The following is a 17139-nucleotide window of genomic DNA, read 5'->3' as shown; positions in this document are numbered from 1 at the left end:
GGACAGCGTAACGAAAGCGCGGCTCACGCCTCGCCGGGGTGCCAGAGGGGCCACTCCCAGGGGCGATCCGCCCAGTGGACGCGGACCGGATCGCGCGGGTCGAGGTCCGGGAAGAGCTGGCGGATCCGGGGCTCGAACTCCTCGGGGGCGAGCGGCTCCCAGCCGTGGCCCTCGAAGTGGACCAGGCGGTAGCGGCTGTCGGTCCGGAAGTCGGCCACCTCGACCAGGTGCTTGGACGTGCTGTTGGTCTCCATGCCCCCCAGCATGTGGCGCGGCGGCAATCGGCGCCCCTCCAGACCCCTCTTCCGGGTCATGTCCCGGCGTCGGCGCGCTCGTTGAGCACGGGGAAGGCATGACGGGGGATTCGGTGGGGGGTTCGGCGCTGGAAGGACGACAAGATGACTGGGCAGCCCACCGGAGGACAGTGGCAGTGGCCGCAGGACGCGTGGCAGCCACCCCCGGTACCCACCGGGTTCGCGCCGGCCCCCGTTCCGGCGCCCGCACCGGCGTCGCGGCGGTCGCGGAAGGTGTGGGCCGCCGCGACCGTCGGGACCGTCGCCGTCCTCGCCGCCGTCCTGGCGATGTGCGGGCCGGGGGCGGGAGACGAGCTGGACGTGGTGGCCCTGCCGCACGCCTCCCCCTCCGCGTCCGACCCGGCGGCTCCGGACCCGCCCGCGTTCTCCCCGCTCCCCACCACGCCCGCGCCGTCCCCGCTGCCGCCGCCCACGCCACAGGGCGCCGGACCGGCCCTGGCCACGGCCACGGCGGCGGCCGCGCCGAACGAGGACGAGCCGGCCGACGCGCAGCACGCGGCGACCGCGCACCCGAAGCCCGGCCGCACCGCGCACCCCTCGCCGTCGGCCCACGGCGCCTCCCCCGCCGGCGCCACCCCGGCGGCTCCGGCCTCCGGCACGGCGCTGCCCACCCTCGGCGCGGGCGGCATCTGCGACCAGGCCGAACGCGTCGGCCGCTGGCCCGCGGGCTCGGAGCAGGCCCGCCTCTGCCACAGCATCTACGGCTGAAAAAACGCCTGCGGCGGCCGCACCCGCACCCGCACGACGAGGGCGCCCCGCCGGACCGATCCGGCGGGGCGCCCCAGGCGGTGGAACCGCGCTACCCGGCCGCCTCCAGGATTCCCTTGTCCAGGCGCGGCGCCAGGACGCGGGCCAGGGTGTCGGTGATGTGGCCGGTGTCGCGGTACAGCACCACGCCTTCCAGCACCGCCGGGCAGTCCGGTCCGCTGCCGGGGCACAGCAGCGGGCCCAGGTCCAGGGTGCGGACGCCGTAGCGGGCGGCGAGGCCGCCGTCGAGCATCGGGTCCGACTCGAAGGCGGTGTCGCGCGGGAAGAAGCAGGCGTCCGAGCGGCCGTCGGATGCGGCGAGGCAGGTCGGGATGTCCTTGCCGGGCATCGGGGTGTCGCCGAGGTAGGCGAGCGGGGCGCCGACGGCGGCGAGGCGGTCCAGGGTGCGGGTCCAGCCCTGGGTGCGTTCCTCCTGGCTGCCGTAGCGGTTGAGGCCGGCCATCAGGACGAGGCGCGGCCTGGGCCCGGAGGTGAGCCGGGTGAGGGTGTTCTCGCGCCAGCGGTCGCACTCCTCGAAGGTGCGGCCGAGGACGTTGTTGCGCACGGTGAGGGTGGCGAGCGGGCAGCCGGGCTTGACCAGGACCTCCAGGGCCCAGTGCCGCTGCTCGGCCATCGCGAGTGCGGAGGATATCCACTGGCCGGCGTGCGAGTCGCCGAGCAGCACGATCCGGTCGGGGCTGTCCTCGGCGCCGAACAGGCAGCGCGGGCTGCTGTCCGCGTTCAGCGGGATCTCGCAGCCCTTGCCGGGCGGGAAGTCCTCCCGGGCGCGGGCCAGCGAGGGGGTCAGGCCGAGCACCCGCGCGCCGGGGGCGAGCAGGGTGGGGCCGGTCGGGGCCCCGGCCGGGGCGGCGGAGGGGGTGTCGGCGGTGCCGCCGAGGGCGCGGACCGTGCCGCCACCCAGGGTGAGGGCGGCGATCAGCGGGATGACGAGGGCACTTGCGCCGACCGCGAGGCCCCGGCGCGGCGCCGGGCTGCTGCCGTAGCGCAGCGGCTGCTCGACGAGCCGCATGGTGAGCCAGGCGGGCAGCGCGCTGGCTGCGGCGAGGGCGGCCAGGGTGGTCCAGGGCAGGGCGCCGTAGCGGGCCTGGGCGATGGTCAGCACCGGCCAGTGCCAGAGGTACCAGGCGTACGACAGGCGTCCGGCGGCGCGCAGCGGGCGGCTGTCGAGGAGGCGCCCGGCGTCGGTGGCGCCGAGCGCGCGGTGGGCGGGGCCGGCGAGCAGGACGGCGGCGGCGCCGAGGACGGGCACCAGCGCGGCGGTGCCGGGGAAGGGGGTGTTCCGGTCGTAGAGCAGGATCGACGCGAGGACGGAGGCGGCGCCGGCCCAGCCGAGCAGTCGCAGCGACCAGGCCGTCCCGCGCCGCTGCGTGCGGCCGGCCAGCGCGCCGGCGAGCAGCGCCGCGCACGCGCCGGCCGCGAACTCCCAGAGCCGGCTGCCGGTGGAGAAGTAGGCGAGCGGCGCCGAGGTCGCCGTCCACCGGACGCACAGCAGCAACGAGACCGCGCCGATGGCCGTGGTGGCCAGGGTGATCGCGACGGTGCGGCGGCGGCCGTGCAGGAAGCGGGCGAGGCCGAGCAGCAGAACGCCCCACAGCAGGTAGAACTGGTTCTCCACGCCGAGCGACCAGAAGTGCTGGAGCGGGCTCGGGGCGTGTTCGGCGGCCAGGTAGTCGGTCTGCTGGCCGACGAAGCGCCAGTTGACGAACTGTCCGGCGGAGGCCATCAGGTCGCGGGCGAGGTCGGTGCCGCGCAGCGGGTCGAGCAGCGCGCCACCGGCGACGGCGGTGGCGACCAGGACGGTGGCGGCGGCGGGCAGGATGCGGCGGGCGCGGCGGGCGGCGAAGTCCCACAGGCCGATCGGGCGGCCGAGCAGCAGTCCGGTGATGAGGAAGCCGGAGATGACGAAGAAGACGTCGACGCCGACGTAGCCGCCGGCGAAGCCGGGAACGGCGGCGTGGTAGGCGAGGACGGAGAGGACGGCGACGCCGCGCAGGCCCTCGATGTCGGGGCGGAAGCCGGTGCGCCGCTGGGCCTGCGGCGGTGCGACGGCTTCTGCGGAGGGGCGCCGCTCGGGCGCGGCCTGCCGGTCCATTCGGACGACGCCGGGCAGCAGCTCGGCCGAGGCGGTGGCGGCAGGAGAGGAAGGGGACGACGACGGTGGTGGTACGGCCGTTGACACGGCGGTGCTCCTCGCAGGGGCAGGCAGCGGGTGGTCGGGACCGCCGGGCCGATGGGGCGGCCGGGCGGCGCATCCGCGCCGGTGGGGCGACGCGCTGGGAAACGCGGTGGATCCGAACGAAGTTGATGGGTCGTCAGACATCGACTTTGACGTCAGGAGTTGATGGAGTGGAATCGACGAGCGGAGTTGACGGAGCGTCAGAAGATCAGCGGATCGGCCCAGCCGGAGGCCAGCAGCCCACAGAGCAGCAGCACGGCGGTGACGGCGACGGCCTCCGCGTGGCCGAATCCCAGGTCGGACCGGCGCCGCACGGGCGGGGCGACCTCTCCGACGGCGGCCCCGTTGCCACCGCGCAGGAGCGGCCACAGGGACCGGATCAGCGGGATCATGGTGTACGCGGTGAGCGCGAGCAGCGCGGTGAGCGCCCAGTAGGGCTGCCAGCCGTACAGCACGGCCGCGCGCACGAGTCCGGCGATGCCCGCGAGGACGACGAACCCCAGCCAGCCGACGCCGATCCGGGCGACCGCCTTGGCCAGTGAACTGCCGCCCGACACGGCGCCGGTGGGCACCCAGTCGGCACTGCGGCGGCGCAGCGCGTGCGCGATGGCGACCACGTGGCAGAGTCCGCCGAGGAGTTGGACCCGGGTGACCTCGAAGCGCCAGCGGGTGCGGGACATCGCGGGCAGCAGGACGAGCGAGACCCAGATCGGCGGCAGGAACGGCAGCACCTGCCACGGCTGGATCTCACCGGGGGCGAAGAACAGCATGATCAGGGCCGGCAGCGGGACGGCGAAGACGTTCACCGCGCTGGTGACGTAGCCGAGGATGCCGTTCCAGAAGCAGAGCCGGGCGGAGCGAGGGAGCGGTCCGCGGCGGAAGTCCGGGTCGCGGACGAGCGCCAGGGAGCCGAGGCACCAGCGGTACTGCTGGCTGATGAAGGCCGGGAGGCCGGTGGGCGACATGCCCTTGGCGACCAGGGCGGGCACGTACCGGGTGGTCCACCCGGCGCGGGCGAGCGAGAGGCCGGTGTAGAGGTCCTCGCTGTGGTCGATCTCGGCGAAGCCGCCGACGCGCATGAGTGCGGCGCGGCGGTAGAGGGCGTTGGTGCCGCAGCAGACGGTGCCGTCCTGCGCGTCCCGGGAGGGCTGGATCCAGCGGTAGAAGATCTCCTGGGTGGCTCCCGCGGCGCGTTCGAGCCAGGACATGTCGGCGTCCGTGTCGAAGCACTGCGGGCTCTGCACGATGCCGACCTCGGGGTTGTCGAGGTAGGGCACCAGGTGGTGCAGGAAGTCGGGGCGGGGGCAGAAGTCGGCGTCCAGGACGGCGACGATCTCGCCGTTGCCCTCGGCCAGGCCGTGGTTGAGGTTGCCGGCCTTCTTGAACCGGCCGCGGTCGGGGCGGGCCCGGTACTGGAAGCCGTAGGACTCGGCGAGTTCGCGCACCTCGGGGCGGGCGGCGTCGTCGAGGACGATGACGGTCAGCGCGCCGGCCCACTGGACGGCGGCGGTGTGGCGGTAGGCGTTCTCCAGGACGGCCAGCGGCTCGCCGGCGGTCGGCAGCAGCAGGTCGACGCTCGGGTGGCGGGCGGGCTGCCAGGCGCGCATCAGCAGGTCGTGCGAGTCGCGGGTGTAGCGGCGGGCGCGCTGGCCGTCGGTGAGCGAGAGCAGCCAGGTGGCCGCGTTGAGCACGGTGAGCACCAGGAAGGGCCAGAGCAGCGGCCGGCTGAGGGCGAACAGGCCGAGGGTGGCGGTGGCTCCCGCGTAGGAGAGGGTGGCGCAGAGCAGCACCCAGCGGCGCTGCGGGCCGAAGTACCAGTAGAGCTCCTCGTCGTCGGGCGGGCTGGGCAGGCGGAGGTCGGGGTCCGCGGGGATCCGGCGCGGGCCGGCCTCGGGCGCGGGCATGGCGGTGCCATGGAGTACGGGCATGCGGAAGTGGCCCCCCTGGGCATGGGACGGAACGTGGCCGTTCGCCCTCAGCCTCTCACATTGGCCTAGACCAATCATGAACGAGGTATGACATCTCCGCATCGCCCCTGGTCAGTGACTTGACATGGCATCACGTACCGACGAACCGTCAAGCGATCATGGATTCGACCCCGAGCACCGCCGGCCCGCACCCCGTCGGTCAGGCCTCCTCCAGCGACCCGTTCAGCGCCTTCGTCAGCTCCTTCGTCAGCTTCTCGAACCGCAGATCAGGGCGCAGCGGGACACCGAAACGCTCGTCGCCGTACGGGAACGGGGTGAAGACCCCGGTCCGGCGGAAGCCGCGCCGCTCGTACCACGCGATCAGGTCGGCGCGCTGCTCGATCACGGTCATCTCCAGCTCGCCCACGCCCCACTCCTCGCCGGCCAGCCGCTCGGCCTCGGCGAGCACGGCCCGGCCGAGGCCGCCGCCCTGGAGCCCGGGGCGCACCGAGAACATGCCGAAGTACGCGCGGTCCCCGCGGTGCTCCAGCTGGCAGCAGGCGACCAACTGGCCGTCCCGCTCGGCGACCAGCAGCACCCCGTCGGAGCGGCCGATGACCTCGGCGACGCCCTCGGCGTCGGTGCGCTGGCCCTCCAGCAGGTCCGCCTCGGTGGTCCAGCCGGCCCGGCTGGCGTCGCCGCGGTAGGCGGACTCGACCAGCTCGACCAGCGCCGGTACGTCGGCGAGGGTGGCGGGGCGGAAGGCGGGCTGCCCGGTGGGCCGGGCGTGGCTGGGGATGGTCTCGGACATGGCGGGTCCTCATTCTGCGTGCGGTGGAACCGCCCGCCGCTCGTGCCTGCGGCGTGGCGCGGGCCGTCCCTGGTGACCGGCCTGCGGGCATCGTGCCACAGCCCGCGAACCGGCCCCGAGACCCGGGACCTGCGGCGACGGCCCCCACAGGCCCGGCCGACGGGGCGCGGGCCCGGCCGCCGTCCACCCCGGGCACAGTTCCGCCGGCTCCGCCGTCGCGGCCTACGCGCCGCGCCCCGGCGTCAGCGGATGACGGGCAGGACCGCCGTGGTGCCGCGACCGGCCGCCCCCTCGATGAAGGCCACCGGGTCGGCGACCTCGGCGAGCAGGGTGCGGGTGAAGTGCAGGGCGCCGTCGGACGGCGGCGGGCCACCGATCGCCGCGATCAGGTCGAGCAGGTGGACGGTCGCCTCCATCAGCGCCACCTCGCCGAGCGCGCCGACCGTCACCGAGCCGAGCAGCGGGTGGGCCACCGCGGCGGTGGGCGACAGGTCGGCGATGCCGGCCAGGGCCGCCGGGCCCTCGGCCCCGAACCGGGCGACCAGCTCGGCCGGTTCGGCCGCCGCGGCGGTCTGCTTCGCCGCCTCGGCGACCTGCTCGGCGGCGGTGTGCGCGATCCCGCCCGGCCGGTTGTAGGCCCGCAGGATGCCGACCCCGGTGGCCACCTCGGCTGGGCCGTCCACCAGGGCCCCGCGCAGCCCGGCGAACATCTCCGGCACCGGCGCCACGTGCGCGTACAGATCCCGGACGGTCCAGCCGGGCAACCGGGTGGCGAGCCCCCACGACGCCTCGTCCAGGGCCGCGCCGCGTTCCGCCCAGGAGGCCCAGGCCTCGGTCAGCAGGGCGGGAACATCGTCGGTCTGACGCGTCATCGGTCCTCCTCGGAGCACATGGCAACTGAGTTGTCATCCTACCGGCCGCCGGCCGAGGACGTCCGGAAAGTCGAGGACTGGCCGGTCGGCCCGGCGGATCAGATCCGGGCGCCGAGCATCCGCAGCACCAACTCGCCGTAGCGACCACCGAGTTCATCCGGCGTCTCGGTGGAGCGGTCGGTGAACCAGCGGGAGACGTCGATGCCCAGCGAGGTGACCGCGCGGGCCGCCGTCCGAACCTCGGACACCTGGAAGACACCGGCCCTCACGCCCGCCTCGATCAGCGCGCTGACCTCGCGCTCGATGTCCAGCCGCAGCGCCGCGACCACCGCGTAGGCGTCCTCGGGCAGCGCGTGCAGTTCGTAGTTGACCACCCGGCCGACCGTACGGGCCCGGGCGTGCCAGGCGGTGAACTCCTCGACCAGCCGGCGCATCCGGTCCACCGGGCCGCCCTCGCCGGACGCCGCCGCCCGGACCAGCTCCAGCGTGGCCGCGTGCCCGGCCTGGCTGATCTCCGCCAGCAGCGCGGCCTTGGACTGGTAGTGGATGTACAGCGCCGCCGGGCTCATCCCGGCGGCGGTGGCGATGTCCCGGGTGGTGGTGGCGTGGAAACCGCGCTCCGCGAAGGATTCGACGGCCGCCTGGAGCAGCCGGTACGCCGCCTCGGGGCGGGAGTCGGCGCCGCCGGGCAGGGTGCGCCAGAGGTCGGCGATGGGCGTGCTGGTCATGGCGCCATCCTCCCAGAGAACTCGTACACACATTCCCGCCGCCCGGTCGACGGACTGTTGACAGGCTCCCGCACCGACACCATGCTGAGCAAGCGCTTAGTCAGCCGATGGGCCGGCACACCCGCCGACCAGGCACCCCCGCCGAACCGGCGTCTCCGTCCACCCGGCACCCCCGTCGAACGTTCCGTGCGAAAGGCAGGACCCTCCGTGGCGCACTCCTTCAAGGGCCGGGTGGCCGTCGTCACCGGATCGAGCCGGGGCATCGGCCTCGGCATCGCACGCGAGCTGGTCGCCCGCGGCGCCAAGGTCTGCCTGACCGCCCGCAACCCCGAGCCGCTCGCCGAGGCCGTCCACGACCTGGGCGGGCCGGAGAACGCCATCGCCGTCGCCGGGAAGACCGACGACCCGGTCCACCAGGAGGAGGCCGTCGCCCGCACCCTGGAGGCCTTCGGCCGGCTCGACCACCTGGTCAACAACACCGGCATCAACCCCCTCTACGGCCCGGTCCTCGACACCGACGAGGCCGCCGCCGCCAAGATCCTCGCCGTCAACGTGCTGGCCCCGCTGGCCTGGACCCGCCGCGCGCACGCCGCCTGGATGGGCGAGCACGGCGGCTCGGTGGTCAACGTGGCCTCCGTCGCGGGCATCCGCTCCTCGCTCGGGATCGGCATGTACGGGGTCAGCAAGGCCGCACTGATCCGGCTCACCACCGAACTCGCCGCCGAGCTGGGCGGCCAGGGCATCCGGGTCAACGCCGTCGCCCCCGCCGTGGTCAAGACCAGGTTCGCCGAGGCCCTGTACGAGGGCCGGGAGGATCAGGTCGCCGCCGCCTACCCGCTCGGCCGGCTCGGCGTGCCCGAGGACGTCGCGGGCGCGGTCGCCTTCCTGCTCTCCGCGGACGCCGCCTGGATCACCGGCCAGACCCTGGTCGTCGACGGCGGCGTCACCCTCGGCGGCGGCCTGTGAGCGGCGCGGCGGACGCGGAGGCAGAGGGCCAGGAGGCCCCGGCAACGGACACAGCGGACACGGACGCTCCGGCGACGGACTTCGCCGGCCAGGGCGTGGTCGTGACCGGCGGCGGGCGCGGCATCGGCGCCGCCCTGGCCCGGGCCTTCGCCGCGGCCGGCGCCCGGGTGGTGGTCAACGACCTGGACGCCGGCGCCGCCCGCGCCGTCGCCGGGGACTGCGGCGGCACCGCCGCCCCCGGGGACGCCGCCTCCCCAGAGGGGCTGGCCGCCCTGGTCGGGCAGGCCCGGGCCGCGCTCGGCGAGATCGACGTGTGGTGCGCCAACGCGGGCGTCGCCCCGGTCGGCGGGGCCGACGCGCCCGCCGCGGCCTGGGCGAGCGCCTGGGAGGTCAACGTCCTCGCCCACGTCCGGGCCGCCGACCTGCTGCTCCCCCGCTGGCTGGAGCGCGGCGGCGGTCGCTTCCTCGCCACGGTCTCCGCCGCCGGGCTGCTCACCATGTTGGGATCGGCCCCGTACGCGGTCACGAAGCACGGCGCGCTCGCCTTCGCCGAATGGCTCTCCGCGACGTACCGCCACCGCGGCGTCCGGGTGCACGCGCTCTGCCCGCAGGGCGTGCGCACCGACATGCTCGCCTCGACCGGCGCGGTCGGCGAGGCCCTGCTCGCGCCCACCGCGCTGGACCCGGAGGACGTCGCCGAGGCGGCGCTGGCCGGGCTGCGCGAGGGCCGCTTCCTGATCCTGCCGCACCCCGAGGTCGCCGAGTACTACCGGGTCCGGGCCACCGAACCGGACCGCTGGATCAACGGGATGAACCGGCTCCAGCAGGGGCTGGAGAGGAGCGAGGCGCTGTGAGGGCCTGGCAGGTGGAGCGGCTCGGCGAGCCGGGCGAGGTGATGCGGCTGGCCGAGGAGGTGCCGCGGCCGGTGGCCGGGCCGGGGCAGCTGCTGGTCCGGGTGCGGGCCGCGGCGGTCAACTTCCCGGACGCGCTGATGGTGCGCGGCCAGTACCAGGTCCGCCCGCCGCTGCCGTTCACGCCCGGCGTGGAGCTGTGCGGCGAGGTGGCGGACGGCGCGCGGCGGGGCGAGCGGCTGATCGGCAACCCGGTGCTGCCGCACGGCGCCTTCGCCGAGTACGCGCTGCTGGACGCGGCCGCCGCCTTCCCCGCTCCCGGGGCGCTGGACGACGCCGAGGCGGCCGCGCTGCACATCGGCTACCAGACCGCGTGGTTCGCCCTGCACCGCCGGGCCCGACTGGCGACCGGCGAGACGCTGCTGGTGCACGCGGCGGCGGGCGGCGTGGGCAGCGCGGCGGTCCAGCTGGGCCGGGCCGCCGGGGCCCGGGTGGTCGCCGTGGTCGGCGGCCCCGCCAAGGCGCAGGCGGCCCGGGCGCTCGGCGCCGACCTGGTGGTGGACCGGACGGCCGGGGACTTCGTCGCCGCCGTCAAGGAGTTCACCGGCGGGCGCGGCGCGGACGTGGTCTTCGACCCGGTCGGCGGGGACGCCTACACCGGCTCCGCCAAGTGCGTCGCCTTCGAGGGCCGGATCGTGGTGGTCGGCTTCGCCGCCGGCCGGATTCCGGCGCCGGCGCTCAACCACGCGCTGGTGAAGAACTACGCCATCCTCGGCCTGCACTGGGGCCTCTACAACACCCACGACCCGCAGGCCGTCCGCGCCGCCCACGACGAACTGACCCGCCTCGCCGCCCAAGGGGTGGTCCGCCCCCTGGTGAGCGCCCGGGTGCCGCTCACCGGGGCCGCCGACGCCGTCCAGCTCGTCGCCGACGGGCGCAGCACCGGCCGGATCGCCGTCCTCGGAGACTGACGGCAGGCTCGACGGGAGCGCGGTGCGGTGGTCGGCGGATGTTGCCCTACCGCGCGTACTCCATCTCCGGGAAGCGCGCCGAGGGCCCGTCCAGCAGGTGGTCGTCGTGTCCGCGCAGCCAGCGGTCGAGGAAGGACGCGACGTAGGAGCGGGTGGCGAGCACCGCCCGGTCGGGGCGGATGTCGCCGACGTCGGCGCTCAGCCGCTCCGGGGTGATCGCGCCCTGCCGGGCGAGCTGGGGCAGCAGGGACTGCGCGTCGGTGTAGGAGCCGTGCCGGGAGCCGTTCAGCGTGACGTCGGCGTGCCAGCCGGTGCTGTGCTGCCAGAGGGCGTCCCAGCCGGGCTGCCGGTGGTGGTCCCCGGAGTCCTCGTTGCGGGTGCCCATCAGCAGGAACGGGCGGTCCAGGCCGTCCTGGGCGACGCTGGGCAGGTACACCCCGGTGTGACCGTCGGGGCCGGGGAAGTGCAGTTGGCCGTCCAGGTTGACGCCGGCCGCGATGCGCGGGTCGTCGTGCATGGCCTGGAGGGCGGTGAAGCCGCCCGCCGAGTGGCCGACCATGCCGATCCGGTCGAGGTCCAGCGAGGCGGCGAGACCGGCCGGCAGCCGTGGGTCCAGGCGCAGACCGCCGAGTTCGTCCAGTACGAAGCGGGTGTCGTCGACCCTGGTCCGCATCGACTTGCGCAGCACCGCGCCGATGTCCAGGCCGGGCTGTCCGACCAGCGCGGGGAACACGGAGGTGGCCAGCTCCCCGTCGGGGAAGGCGACTTCGGAGGCCTCGTAGGTGTGGTCCAGCGTGACCACGACGTAGCCGCGCGAGGCCAGGTCCTCGACCAGCCCGGTGCCCCAGGTGCGCGGGTCGCCGAGGCCGGCCGAGTACAGCACCACCGGACGCGGGCCGCCGGGCAGGGCGGGGGCGTCGGTCCGGGCGTGGGTGCGGATGCCCGCCCAGTCGGTGCGGCCGGGCGTGGCGCCGTAGTTCGCCTGGCCGATGCTGCCCTCGGTGCCGAAGTGTTCGCCGGCGGCGGGCGCCATGTACCGGGCGCGGTCGGCGCCGGTGGCCGGGCGGGCGGTCGGGTACCAGAGGCTGATCATCAGCTCGCGGCGCTGCCCAGGCTTCCAGGGGTCCTCCCGCCCGGCGTCGGTCAGGTGCAGCGTGGTGGTGCCGATCGGGTACGGCCCGGTGGGCTCCGGCAGCCAGGCCCGGGCCTGCCGCTCGCCGCCGCCGTCCGCCCCGGGCGCCGGTGCTGCCGCCACCACCCCGGGGGCGCCGACCACTCCGAGCACCGCCGTCGCCGCCAGCAGTACCGCCGCCGCGGCCCGTCCCCGCCCGCCCATGATGTCTCTCCTCGTCCCCGTCGACCTGCCGGCCTTCTGATCTGCCGACCTGCTGATCAGGACAGTACGGGCGGGGGCGGGCCGCAGCCGTCATACCCAGGAGCCAACCCGCCCCTGAGTACTCCGGTATGACACCCCTACGGGTGCCGCCGCAGCTCCCGCCGGGCCAGCGAGCGCTTGTGCACCTCGTCCGGGCCGTCGGCCAGCCGCAGGGTGCGGTTGCCGGCCCAGAGCTGCGCGAGCGGGGTGTCCTGGCTGACGCCCGCGGCGCCGTGCGCCTGGACGGCCTTGTCGAGGATCCACTCGACGGTGCGCGGGGTGGCGATCTTGATCGCCTGGATCTCGGTGTGCGCGCCCCGGTTGCCGACGGTGTCCATCAGCCAGGCGGTCTTGAGCACCAGCAACCTCAACTGCTCGATCCTGACCCGGGATTCGGCGATCCAGTCCTGCACCACGCCCTGCTCGGCGAGCGGCCGGCCGAAGGCGACCCGCCCGTTCACCCGGCGGCACATCAGCTCCAGGGCGCGCTCGGCGATGCCGATCGCGCGCATGCAGTGGTGGATCCGGCCGGGGCCGAGCCGGGCCTGGGCGATGGCGAAGCCCGCGCCCTCCTCCCCGATCAGGTTCCCGACCGGGACGCGGACGTCCTCGAACAACACCTCGGCGTGGCCGCCGTGGTCCGCGTCGTCGTAGCCGAAGACCGTCATGCCGCGCCTGACGGTGACGCCGGGGGTGTCGCGCGGGACGAGCACCATGCTCTGCCGGCGGTGCGGTTCGGCGGCCGGGTCGGTCTTGCCCATCACGATGAGGATCCGGCACTGCGGGTTCATCGCCCCGGTGATGTACCACTTGCGGCCGTTGACGACGTACTCGTCGCCGTCGCGCTCGATCCGGGTGGCGATGTTGGTGGCGTCCGAGGAGGCGACCTCGGGCTCGGTCATCGCGAAGGCGGAGCGGATCTCGGCGTCCAGCAGCGGGCGCAGCCAGCGCTCGCGCTGCTCGGCGGTGCCGAACTGGGCGAGCAGTTCCATGTTGCCGGTGTCGGGGGCCGCGCAGTTGAGCGCGGGCGGAGCCAAGTGCGGGCTGCGGCCGGTGATTTCGGCGAGCGGCGCGTACTGGAGGTTGGTCAGGCCGGCGCCGCCCTCCCCGGGGAGGAAGAGGTTCCACAGGCCCTGTTTGCGCGCCTCGGCCTGGAGTTCGGCGACCACGGGCGGGATGCTCCAGGCCTCGCGGGCCGGGTCGGCGAGCTGCTGCGCGAGGGCCGCCTCCGCCGGGTGCACGTGCTGGTCCATGAAGGCCAGCAGCTGCTCGCGGAGTTCGTCGGTGCGGGCGTCGTAGGCGAAGTCCATCGGTCAGTGCTCCTTGAGGGTGCTCAGGCCGTACCGGGCGAGGATCGGGGCCATCTCGCCGGCCCGCTCGAAGCCCGCGCCGAGGGTGCGGCCCTGCTGGTAGCGGTAGTGGATGCCCTCGGCGACGACGGCGAGCTTGAAGGAGGCGAAGGCGACGTACCAGTCCAGGTCGGCGGCCTGGCGGCCGGTCAACTCTGCGTAGTACGCGACCAGTTCGTCCGGCTTCGGGAAGCCGGGGGCGGTCGCGGCGGAGGGGATGATGCCGCCGCCGACGCCGGCGACCTCGGTGTACATCACCAGCAGGCCGACATCGGTGAGCGGGTCGCCGAGGGTGGACATCTCCCAGTCCAGCACGGCGGTGATCGCGTCACCGTCGCCGACCAGCACGTTGTCCAGCCGGTAGTCGCCGTGCACCAGGGCGGGCGCCGGGGAGATCGGCCGCCGCTCGGCGAGCAGGGCGTGCAACCGCTCCACGTCGGGCAGTTCGCGGCTGCGGGAGTTCGCCAACTGGGTGGACCAGCGCCTCAGTTGGCGCTCCAGGTAGCCGTCGGGGCGGCCGAAGTCCACGAGGCCGACGTCGGCCGGGTCGATCCGGTGCAGGGCGGCGAGGGTGTCGACCAGCCGTCGGCCGAGGGCGTGGACCCGCTGCTCGCCGAGGGCGGCGAACGGGGCACGGGCCCGGTGCGCGAGGCCGGGGACGAACTCCATCAGGTACCAGGGGGCGCCGAGCACCTCCGTGCCGGGATCGAGCAGCAGGGTGCGGGGGACGGGCACGTCGGTGTCGCGCAGGGCGGTCATGACGCGGTACTCGCGGCCCATGTCGTGCGCGGTGGCCAGGACGTGTCCGAGCGGCGGGCGGCGCAGCACCCAGCGGTCGGTGCCGTCGGTGAGGACGTAGGTGAGGTTGGAGCGGCCGCCCTCGATGAGGTCGGCCCGCAGCGGGCCCTGGACGAGCCCGGGCAGCTCGCGGTCCAGGTAGGCGCGGAGGCGGGCGAGGTCCAGCCCGGGCGGCTCGGCGGGGGTCTCGGGCATCGGGCAGCTCCTCGGGGTGTGGCCTCGTTGACTAAGCGCTTGCTTAGCATTCAGCCGGACGCCGCCCGCTGTCAATGCCACCCCGCACGCCACGAGCCCTGGAAAGCGCCCTGGGGCCTCTGGGACCACGAGCGCCACGAACACATCCGCGCGCCCGGCTCCTCGAACCGGATCAGGCGCTTCTGCACCATCGCCGCCGAGGCATTCCAGCGGCACCTGGCCTCCGCCACCCCATAACCCAGCGCCCCGCGCCGCAACTGCTCCGCCGGACCGCCACAATGGCGCCATGAGGATGATCCACACCCTGGCCGGCGCCCTGCTGCTCCTGCTCATCGTCGGCAGCATCCTGCGCACGCTGGTCGTCCCGCGCGGGCTGTACTCGGCGCTGGTGCAGCGCCTCTGGCGGGTGCTGCGGACCGTGCTCCGGCTCTACGCGACTCCGTTCCGCGGCTACTACGCGCAGGACCGGGCCCTGACCTGGCTGGCACCGCTGATCCTGCTCGGCATGCTCGGGGTGTGGCTCAGCGGCATGCTGCTCGCCTACACCCTGCTGCTGCACGGCACGTCCGAGCTCAGCTGGTCGGTGGCCATCCGGGAGGCCGGATCCAGCCTCTTCACCCTCGGCTACGCCAGCGGCGAGCGCCTGCAACTCTCGGCGATCGACTTCATGGCCGCCGCCAGCGGGCCGCTGGTGATCGCCCTCCAGATCGCCTACCTGCCCACCCTCTACGCCGCCTACCAGCGGCGGGAGACCGAGGTGACGCTCCTCCAGTCCCGGGCCGGCGAGCCCGCCTGGGGCCCGGAGCTGCTGGCCCGGCAGTCCCTCGTCGACACCGAGACCGCGCTCCCCCAGCTCTACCGGGACTGGGAACGGCTGGCCGCCGACATCGGCGAGAGCCACTCCAACTACCCGGTGCTGCTGTCCTTCCGCTCCCCGCAGCCGAACCGCAGCTGGGTGGTCGGCCTGATCGCGGTGCTCGACGCGGCCGCCCTCCACCTGGCGCTCTGCCCGCGCTCGGCCCCGCCCGAGGCCCGCCTGGTGCTGCGCGCGGGCTTCACCGCGCTGCGCGACATCGGCCGCTCCGTGCGGATCGACTTCGACCCGGACCCGGACCCGGACGTCCCGATCCGCCTGACCTACACCGAGTACATCGGCGCCGTCGCCATGATCACGTCCGCCGGTTTCCCCCGCGAGCGCCCGGTCGACGAGGCCTGGCAGCACTTCCACGGCTGGCGCGTCAACTACGAGGCGCTGGCCTACGAACTCGCCCGCCGCGGCGACGCCGTCCCCGCCCTGTGGACCGGGCCGCGCGACTTCCACGCCCCCGTCATCCCTCCGGCCCGCCCCACCGACCGCCGCCCGGGCCCGACCAACCCCACCCTGCCGCCGGTCTGACCTCCGTCGACGGGCGTCAGACCGCGACCGGTGCGCCCGTGGCCAGGGAGTGGTCGGCGCCGGCCAGGATTTCGACCACGCGCAGGCCGAACTCCGCGTCGCAGGGGTGCGGTTGGCCGGTGGCGGCCGAGGCCTGGAGGGCGTCCAGGGCGCGGTGCAGGGCGGCGGCCGGGCCCTCGCCGCGCTCGGGCAGGTGGGCGATGCCGTGCTCGCCGCGCAGTTCCAGGCCGGCGCCACCGGCGCCGACCGGCGCGGTCAGGCTCAGCGCCAGGGTGCTGGAGGCGCCGTCGGCGTGCCGCAGCACCAGGTGGACGGTGTCCAACGGGCCGGCCACCGCCGTGACCTGCGTCGCGTCGCCGAGCACCGGCAGCAGCACCGACAGCGCGTGCGGGCCGACGTCCCACAGCGCGCCCTTCTCCTCGCGCCACGGCGAGGCCGCGTACGGGCTGGTGCTGCCGGGGGCGAACACCGAGCCGAGCCAGTCCGAGCGGCCGGTGAACCAGCCGCCCAGCGCCGCCTGCTGCTCGATCCACGGGATCTGCTCCCCGCCGAAGCGGACGGTGAAGAAGACCACGGAGGCGACCCCGTGGGCCCGGACGGCCTCGGCCACGGCCTGCGCGTCCGGCACGGTCAGCGCGATCGGCTTGTCCAGCAGCAGGTGGCAGCCCGCCTCGGCGGCCCGAACCGCGAGGCCCGCCTGCACGGTCGGCGGCAGCGCGATCGAGACCGCGTCCACCTCGGCGAGCAACTGGTCGAGGTCCGCGTACCCGGGGACGCCGTACGCCCCGCCGAGGGCCGTGGCCGCCTCGGGCCGGCGGGCCCAGACGCCGGTGAACTCCAGCCCGGGGTGCTCGGCGAGGACGGGTGCGTGCACCCGCTCCGCCCAGGGGCCGGCGCCCAGCAGTCCGATCCGCACGATGTCTCCGTTCCTCCGTGGTACTTGAAAAGGTTCAGCCCTGTACGCGGGCCAGCGTGAAGCCGTCGTAGCCCTTGCTGCCGACCGTCTGCACCGACGTGGCGGTGACCCTCGGCTCGGCGGCGATCAGGTCGTGCAGGGCCCGGGTGCCGACCACGGCCGGGTCGGTGCTGTCCGCGTCGGCGACGGCGCCGCCGCGCACCACGTTGTCGACGATGATCAGCGAGCCCGGCCTGGTCAGCTGGAGCGCCCGCCGGAAGTACTCGGGGTTGCTGGGCTTGTCCGCGTCGATGAAGACCAGGTCGAAGGGCTCCACGCCCTGCTCCACCAGCGCGGCCAGCGAGTCGGCGGCCCGGCCGAGCCGCACCTCGGCGACCTTCTCCAGCCCTGCGCGCGCGATGTTTCCCCGGGCGACCTCGGCGTGCTTCGGGTCGATCTCCAGGGTGATCAGGGTGCCGTCCGCGGGCAGCGCCCGGGCGAGCCAGATCGCGCTGTACCCGCCGAGCGTGCCGACCTCCAGGATCCGCCGCGCGCCCTGGGTCAGCGCCAGCAGGTGCAGCAGCTTGCCCTGGTTGGGGGCGACGGCGATCTTCGGCAGCCCGGCCGCGTCGGCGGCGGCGGCCGCGGCGGCCAGCGCCGGGTCGTGCCCCACCAGCTGCTCGGAGAAGTACGCGTCCACGGCATCCCACGTCGACTGGGTCATCGGGCCCTCCAGTTGTGCATGATCGGCAGGTACCCGCCGATGC

Annotated in this window: 17 protein-coding genes; 6 read left to right on the top strand and 11 right to left on the bottom strand. The window is 74.9% G+C overall.

The annotated features are described in order from the left end of the window. Window positions 1-23 precede the first annotated feature (23 nt). Complete coding sequence (locus ACIOGZ_RS24225; protein ID WP_363584831.1) at window positions 24-254, bottom strand: hypothetical protein; 231 nt, start codon at window positions 252-254, stop codon at window positions 24-26. Between the two features lie 144 nt (window positions 255-398). On the opposite strand from ACIOGZ_RS24225, the gene ACIOGZ_RS24220 reads away from it, so the two are divergent. Next, a complete protein-coding gene (locus ACIOGZ_RS24220) occupies window positions 399-1022 on the top strand; it encodes a hypothetical protein (RefSeq protein WP_400987204.1) in 624 nt (207 codons plus the stop codon). A 91-nt stretch (window positions 1023-1113) separates the two neighbouring features. Here the strand turns inward: ACIOGZ_RS24220 and ACIOGZ_RS24215 are convergent, their stop codons facing one another. From ACIOGZ_RS24215 to ACIOGZ_RS24195, 5 genes are all read right to left on the bottom strand, one after another. Next, window positions 1114-3261 (bottom strand): acyltransferase family protein, encoded by a 2148-nt coding sequence (locus ACIOGZ_RS24215; protein WP_400987202.1) that lies wholly within the window; start codon window positions 3259-3261, stop codon window positions 1114-1116. A 197-nt stretch (window positions 3262-3458) separates the two neighbouring features. Further along, entirely contained in the window at window positions 3459-5186 is a 1728-nt protein-coding gene (locus ACIOGZ_RS24210) for a cellulose synthase catalytic subunit (protein WP_363584825.1), read from the bottom strand. Window positions 5187-5385: 199 nt separating this feature from the next. Then, entirely contained in the window at window positions 5386-5976 is a 591-nt protein-coding gene (locus ACIOGZ_RS24205; protein ID WP_363584823.1) for a GNAT family N-acetyltransferase, read from the bottom strand. 242 nt (window positions 5977-6218) lie between these two features. Then, window positions 6219-6848 carry a maleylpyruvate isomerase N-terminal domain-containing protein gene (locus tag ACIOGZ_RS24200; RefSeq protein ID WP_400802691.1) on the bottom strand — a complete coding sequence of 210 codons (630 nt, stop codon included), beginning with the start codon at window positions 6846-6848 and terminating at the stop codon, window positions 6219-6221. A gap of 98 nt (window positions 6849-6946) precedes the next feature. Then, on the bottom strand, window positions 6947-7576 hold the full coding sequence (locus tag ACIOGZ_RS24195) for a TetR/AcrR family transcriptional regulator (RefSeq protein WP_363584819.1): 630 nt from the start codon (window positions 7574-7576) through the stop codon (window positions 6947-6949). Between the two features lie 207 nt (window positions 7577-7783). On the opposite strand from ACIOGZ_RS24195, the gene ACIOGZ_RS24190 reads away from it, so the two are divergent. From ACIOGZ_RS24190 to ACIOGZ_RS24180, 3 genes are all read left to right on the top strand, one after another. Further along, window positions 7784-8542 (top strand): SDR family oxidoreductase, encoded by a 759-nt coding sequence (locus ACIOGZ_RS24190; protein ID WP_400802694.1) that lies wholly within the window; start codon window positions 7784-7786, stop codon window positions 8540-8542. Window positions 8543-8637: 95 nt separating this feature from the next. After that, on the top strand, window positions 8638-9396 hold the full coding sequence (locus ACIOGZ_RS24185; protein ID WP_363584868.1) for an SDR family oxidoreductase: 759 nt from the start codon (window positions 8638-8640) through the stop codon (window positions 9394-9396). Next, on the top strand, window positions 9393-10364 hold the full coding sequence (locus ACIOGZ_RS24180; RefSeq protein ID WP_400329400.1) for an NADPH:quinone oxidoreductase family protein: 972 nt from the start codon (window positions 9393-9395) through the stop codon (window positions 10362-10364). The genes ACIOGZ_RS24185 and ACIOGZ_RS24180 overlap by 4 nt, the downstream gene beginning before the upstream one ends. A 46-nt stretch (window positions 10365-10410) precedes the next feature. Here ACIOGZ_RS24180 and ACIOGZ_RS24175 read toward each other — a convergent pair whose 3' ends face one another. The 3 genes from ACIOGZ_RS24175 to ACIOGZ_RS24165 form a co-directional block, all read right to left on the bottom strand. Continuing rightward, a complete protein-coding gene (locus ACIOGZ_RS24175) occupies window positions 10411-11700 on the bottom strand; it encodes an alpha/beta hydrolase family protein (protein ID WP_400802698.1) in 1290 nt (429 codons plus the stop codon). Window positions 11701-11837: 137 nt separating this feature from the next. Then, window positions 11838-13049 carry an acyl-CoA dehydrogenase family protein gene (locus tag ACIOGZ_RS24170; protein ID WP_363584811.1) on the bottom strand — a complete coding sequence of 404 codons (1212 nt, stop codon included), beginning with the start codon at window positions 13047-13049 and terminating at the stop codon, window positions 11838-11840. A gap of 3 nt (window positions 13050-13052) precedes the next feature. Further along, entirely contained in the window at window positions 13053-14081 is a 1029-nt protein-coding gene (locus ACIOGZ_RS24165) for a phosphotransferase family protein (RefSeq protein WP_400802701.1), read from the bottom strand. A gap of 39 nt (window positions 14082-14120) precedes the next feature. Here ACIOGZ_RS24165 and ACIOGZ_RS24160 point away from each other — a divergent pair, with 39 nt between their 5' ends. Next, entirely contained in the window at window positions 14121-14318 is a 198-nt protein-coding gene (locus tag ACIOGZ_RS24160) for a hypothetical protein (protein ID WP_363629867.1), read from the top strand. Window positions 14319-14367: 49 nt separating this feature from the next. Next, window positions 14368-15477: a hypothetical protein gene (locus ACIOGZ_RS24155; protein ID WP_400802704.1), complete on the top strand. Its 1110-nt coding sequence runs from the start codon at window positions 14368-14370 to the stop codon at window positions 15475-15477. A 16-nt stretch (window positions 15478-15493) separates the two neighbouring features. Here ACIOGZ_RS24155 and ACIOGZ_RS24150 read toward each other — a convergent pair whose 3' ends face one another. Further along, a complete protein-coding gene (locus ACIOGZ_RS24150; RefSeq protein ID WP_363629863.1) occupies window positions 15494-16393 on the bottom strand; it encodes a Gfo/Idh/MocA family oxidoreductase in 900 nt (299 codons plus the stop codon). 34 nt (window positions 16394-16427) lie between these two features. After that, on the bottom strand, window positions 16428-17096 hold the full coding sequence (locus ACIOGZ_RS24145; RefSeq protein WP_363625476.1) for an O-methyltransferase: 669 nt from the start codon (window positions 17094-17096) through the stop codon (window positions 16428-16430). Window positions 17097-17139 lie beyond the last annotated feature (43 nt).

The sequence above is a fragment of the Kitasatospora sp. NPDC088160 genome (assembly GCF_044741445.1).
Taxonomy (GTDB): domain Bacteria; phylum Actinomycetota; class Actinomycetes; order Streptomycetales; family Streptomycetaceae; genus Kitasatospora.
This window is presented reverse-complemented; position numbering and strand designations above follow the sequence as displayed.

Excerpts from the sequence above, each read along its gene's own strand:
- ACIOGZ_RS24145 (WP_363625476.1), bottom strand. The coding sequence starts at position 17,096 with ATGACCCAGTCGACGTGGGATGCCGTGGACGCGTACTTCTCCGAGCAG.
- ACIOGZ_RS24195 (WP_363584819.1), bottom strand. The coding sequence starts at position 7,576 with ATGACCAGCACGCCCATCGCCGACCTCTGGCGCACCCTGCCCGGCGGC.
- ACIOGZ_RS24200 (WP_400802691.1), bottom strand. The coding sequence starts at position 6,848 with ATGACGCGTCAGACCGACGATGTTCCCGCCCTGCTGACCGAGGCCTGG.
- ACIOGZ_RS24210 (WP_363584825.1), bottom strand. The coding sequence starts at position 5,186 with ATGCCCGTACTCCATGGCACCGCCATGCCCGCGCCCGAGGCCGGCCCG.
- ACIOGZ_RS24155 (WP_400802704.1), top strand. The coding sequence starts at position 14,368 with ATGAGGATGATCCACACCCTGGCCGGCGCCCTGCTGCTCCTGCTCATC.
- ACIOGZ_RS24170 (WP_363584811.1), bottom strand. The coding sequence starts at position 13,049 with ATGGACTTCGCCTACGACGCCCGCACCGACGAACTCCGCGAGCAGCTG.
- ACIOGZ_RS24175 (WP_400802698.1), bottom strand. The coding sequence starts at position 11,700 with ATGGGCGGGCGGGGACGGGCCGCGGCGGCGGTACTGCTGGCGGCGACG.
- ACIOGZ_RS24165 (WP_400802701.1), bottom strand. The coding sequence starts at position 14,081 with ATGCCCGAGACCCCCGCCGAGCCGCCCGGGCTGGACCTCGCCCGCCTC.
- ACIOGZ_RS24205 (WP_363584823.1), bottom strand. The coding sequence starts at position 5,976 with ATGTCCGAGACCATCCCCAGCCACGCCCGGCCCACCGGGCAGCCCGCC.
- ACIOGZ_RS24225 (WP_363584831.1), bottom strand. The coding sequence starts at position 254 with ATGGAGACCAACAGCACGTCCAAGCACCTGGTCGAGGTGGCCGACTTC.
- ACIOGZ_RS24220 (WP_400987204.1), top strand. The coding sequence starts at position 399 with ATGACTGGGCAGCCCACCGGAGGACAGTGGCAGTGGCCGCAGGACGCG.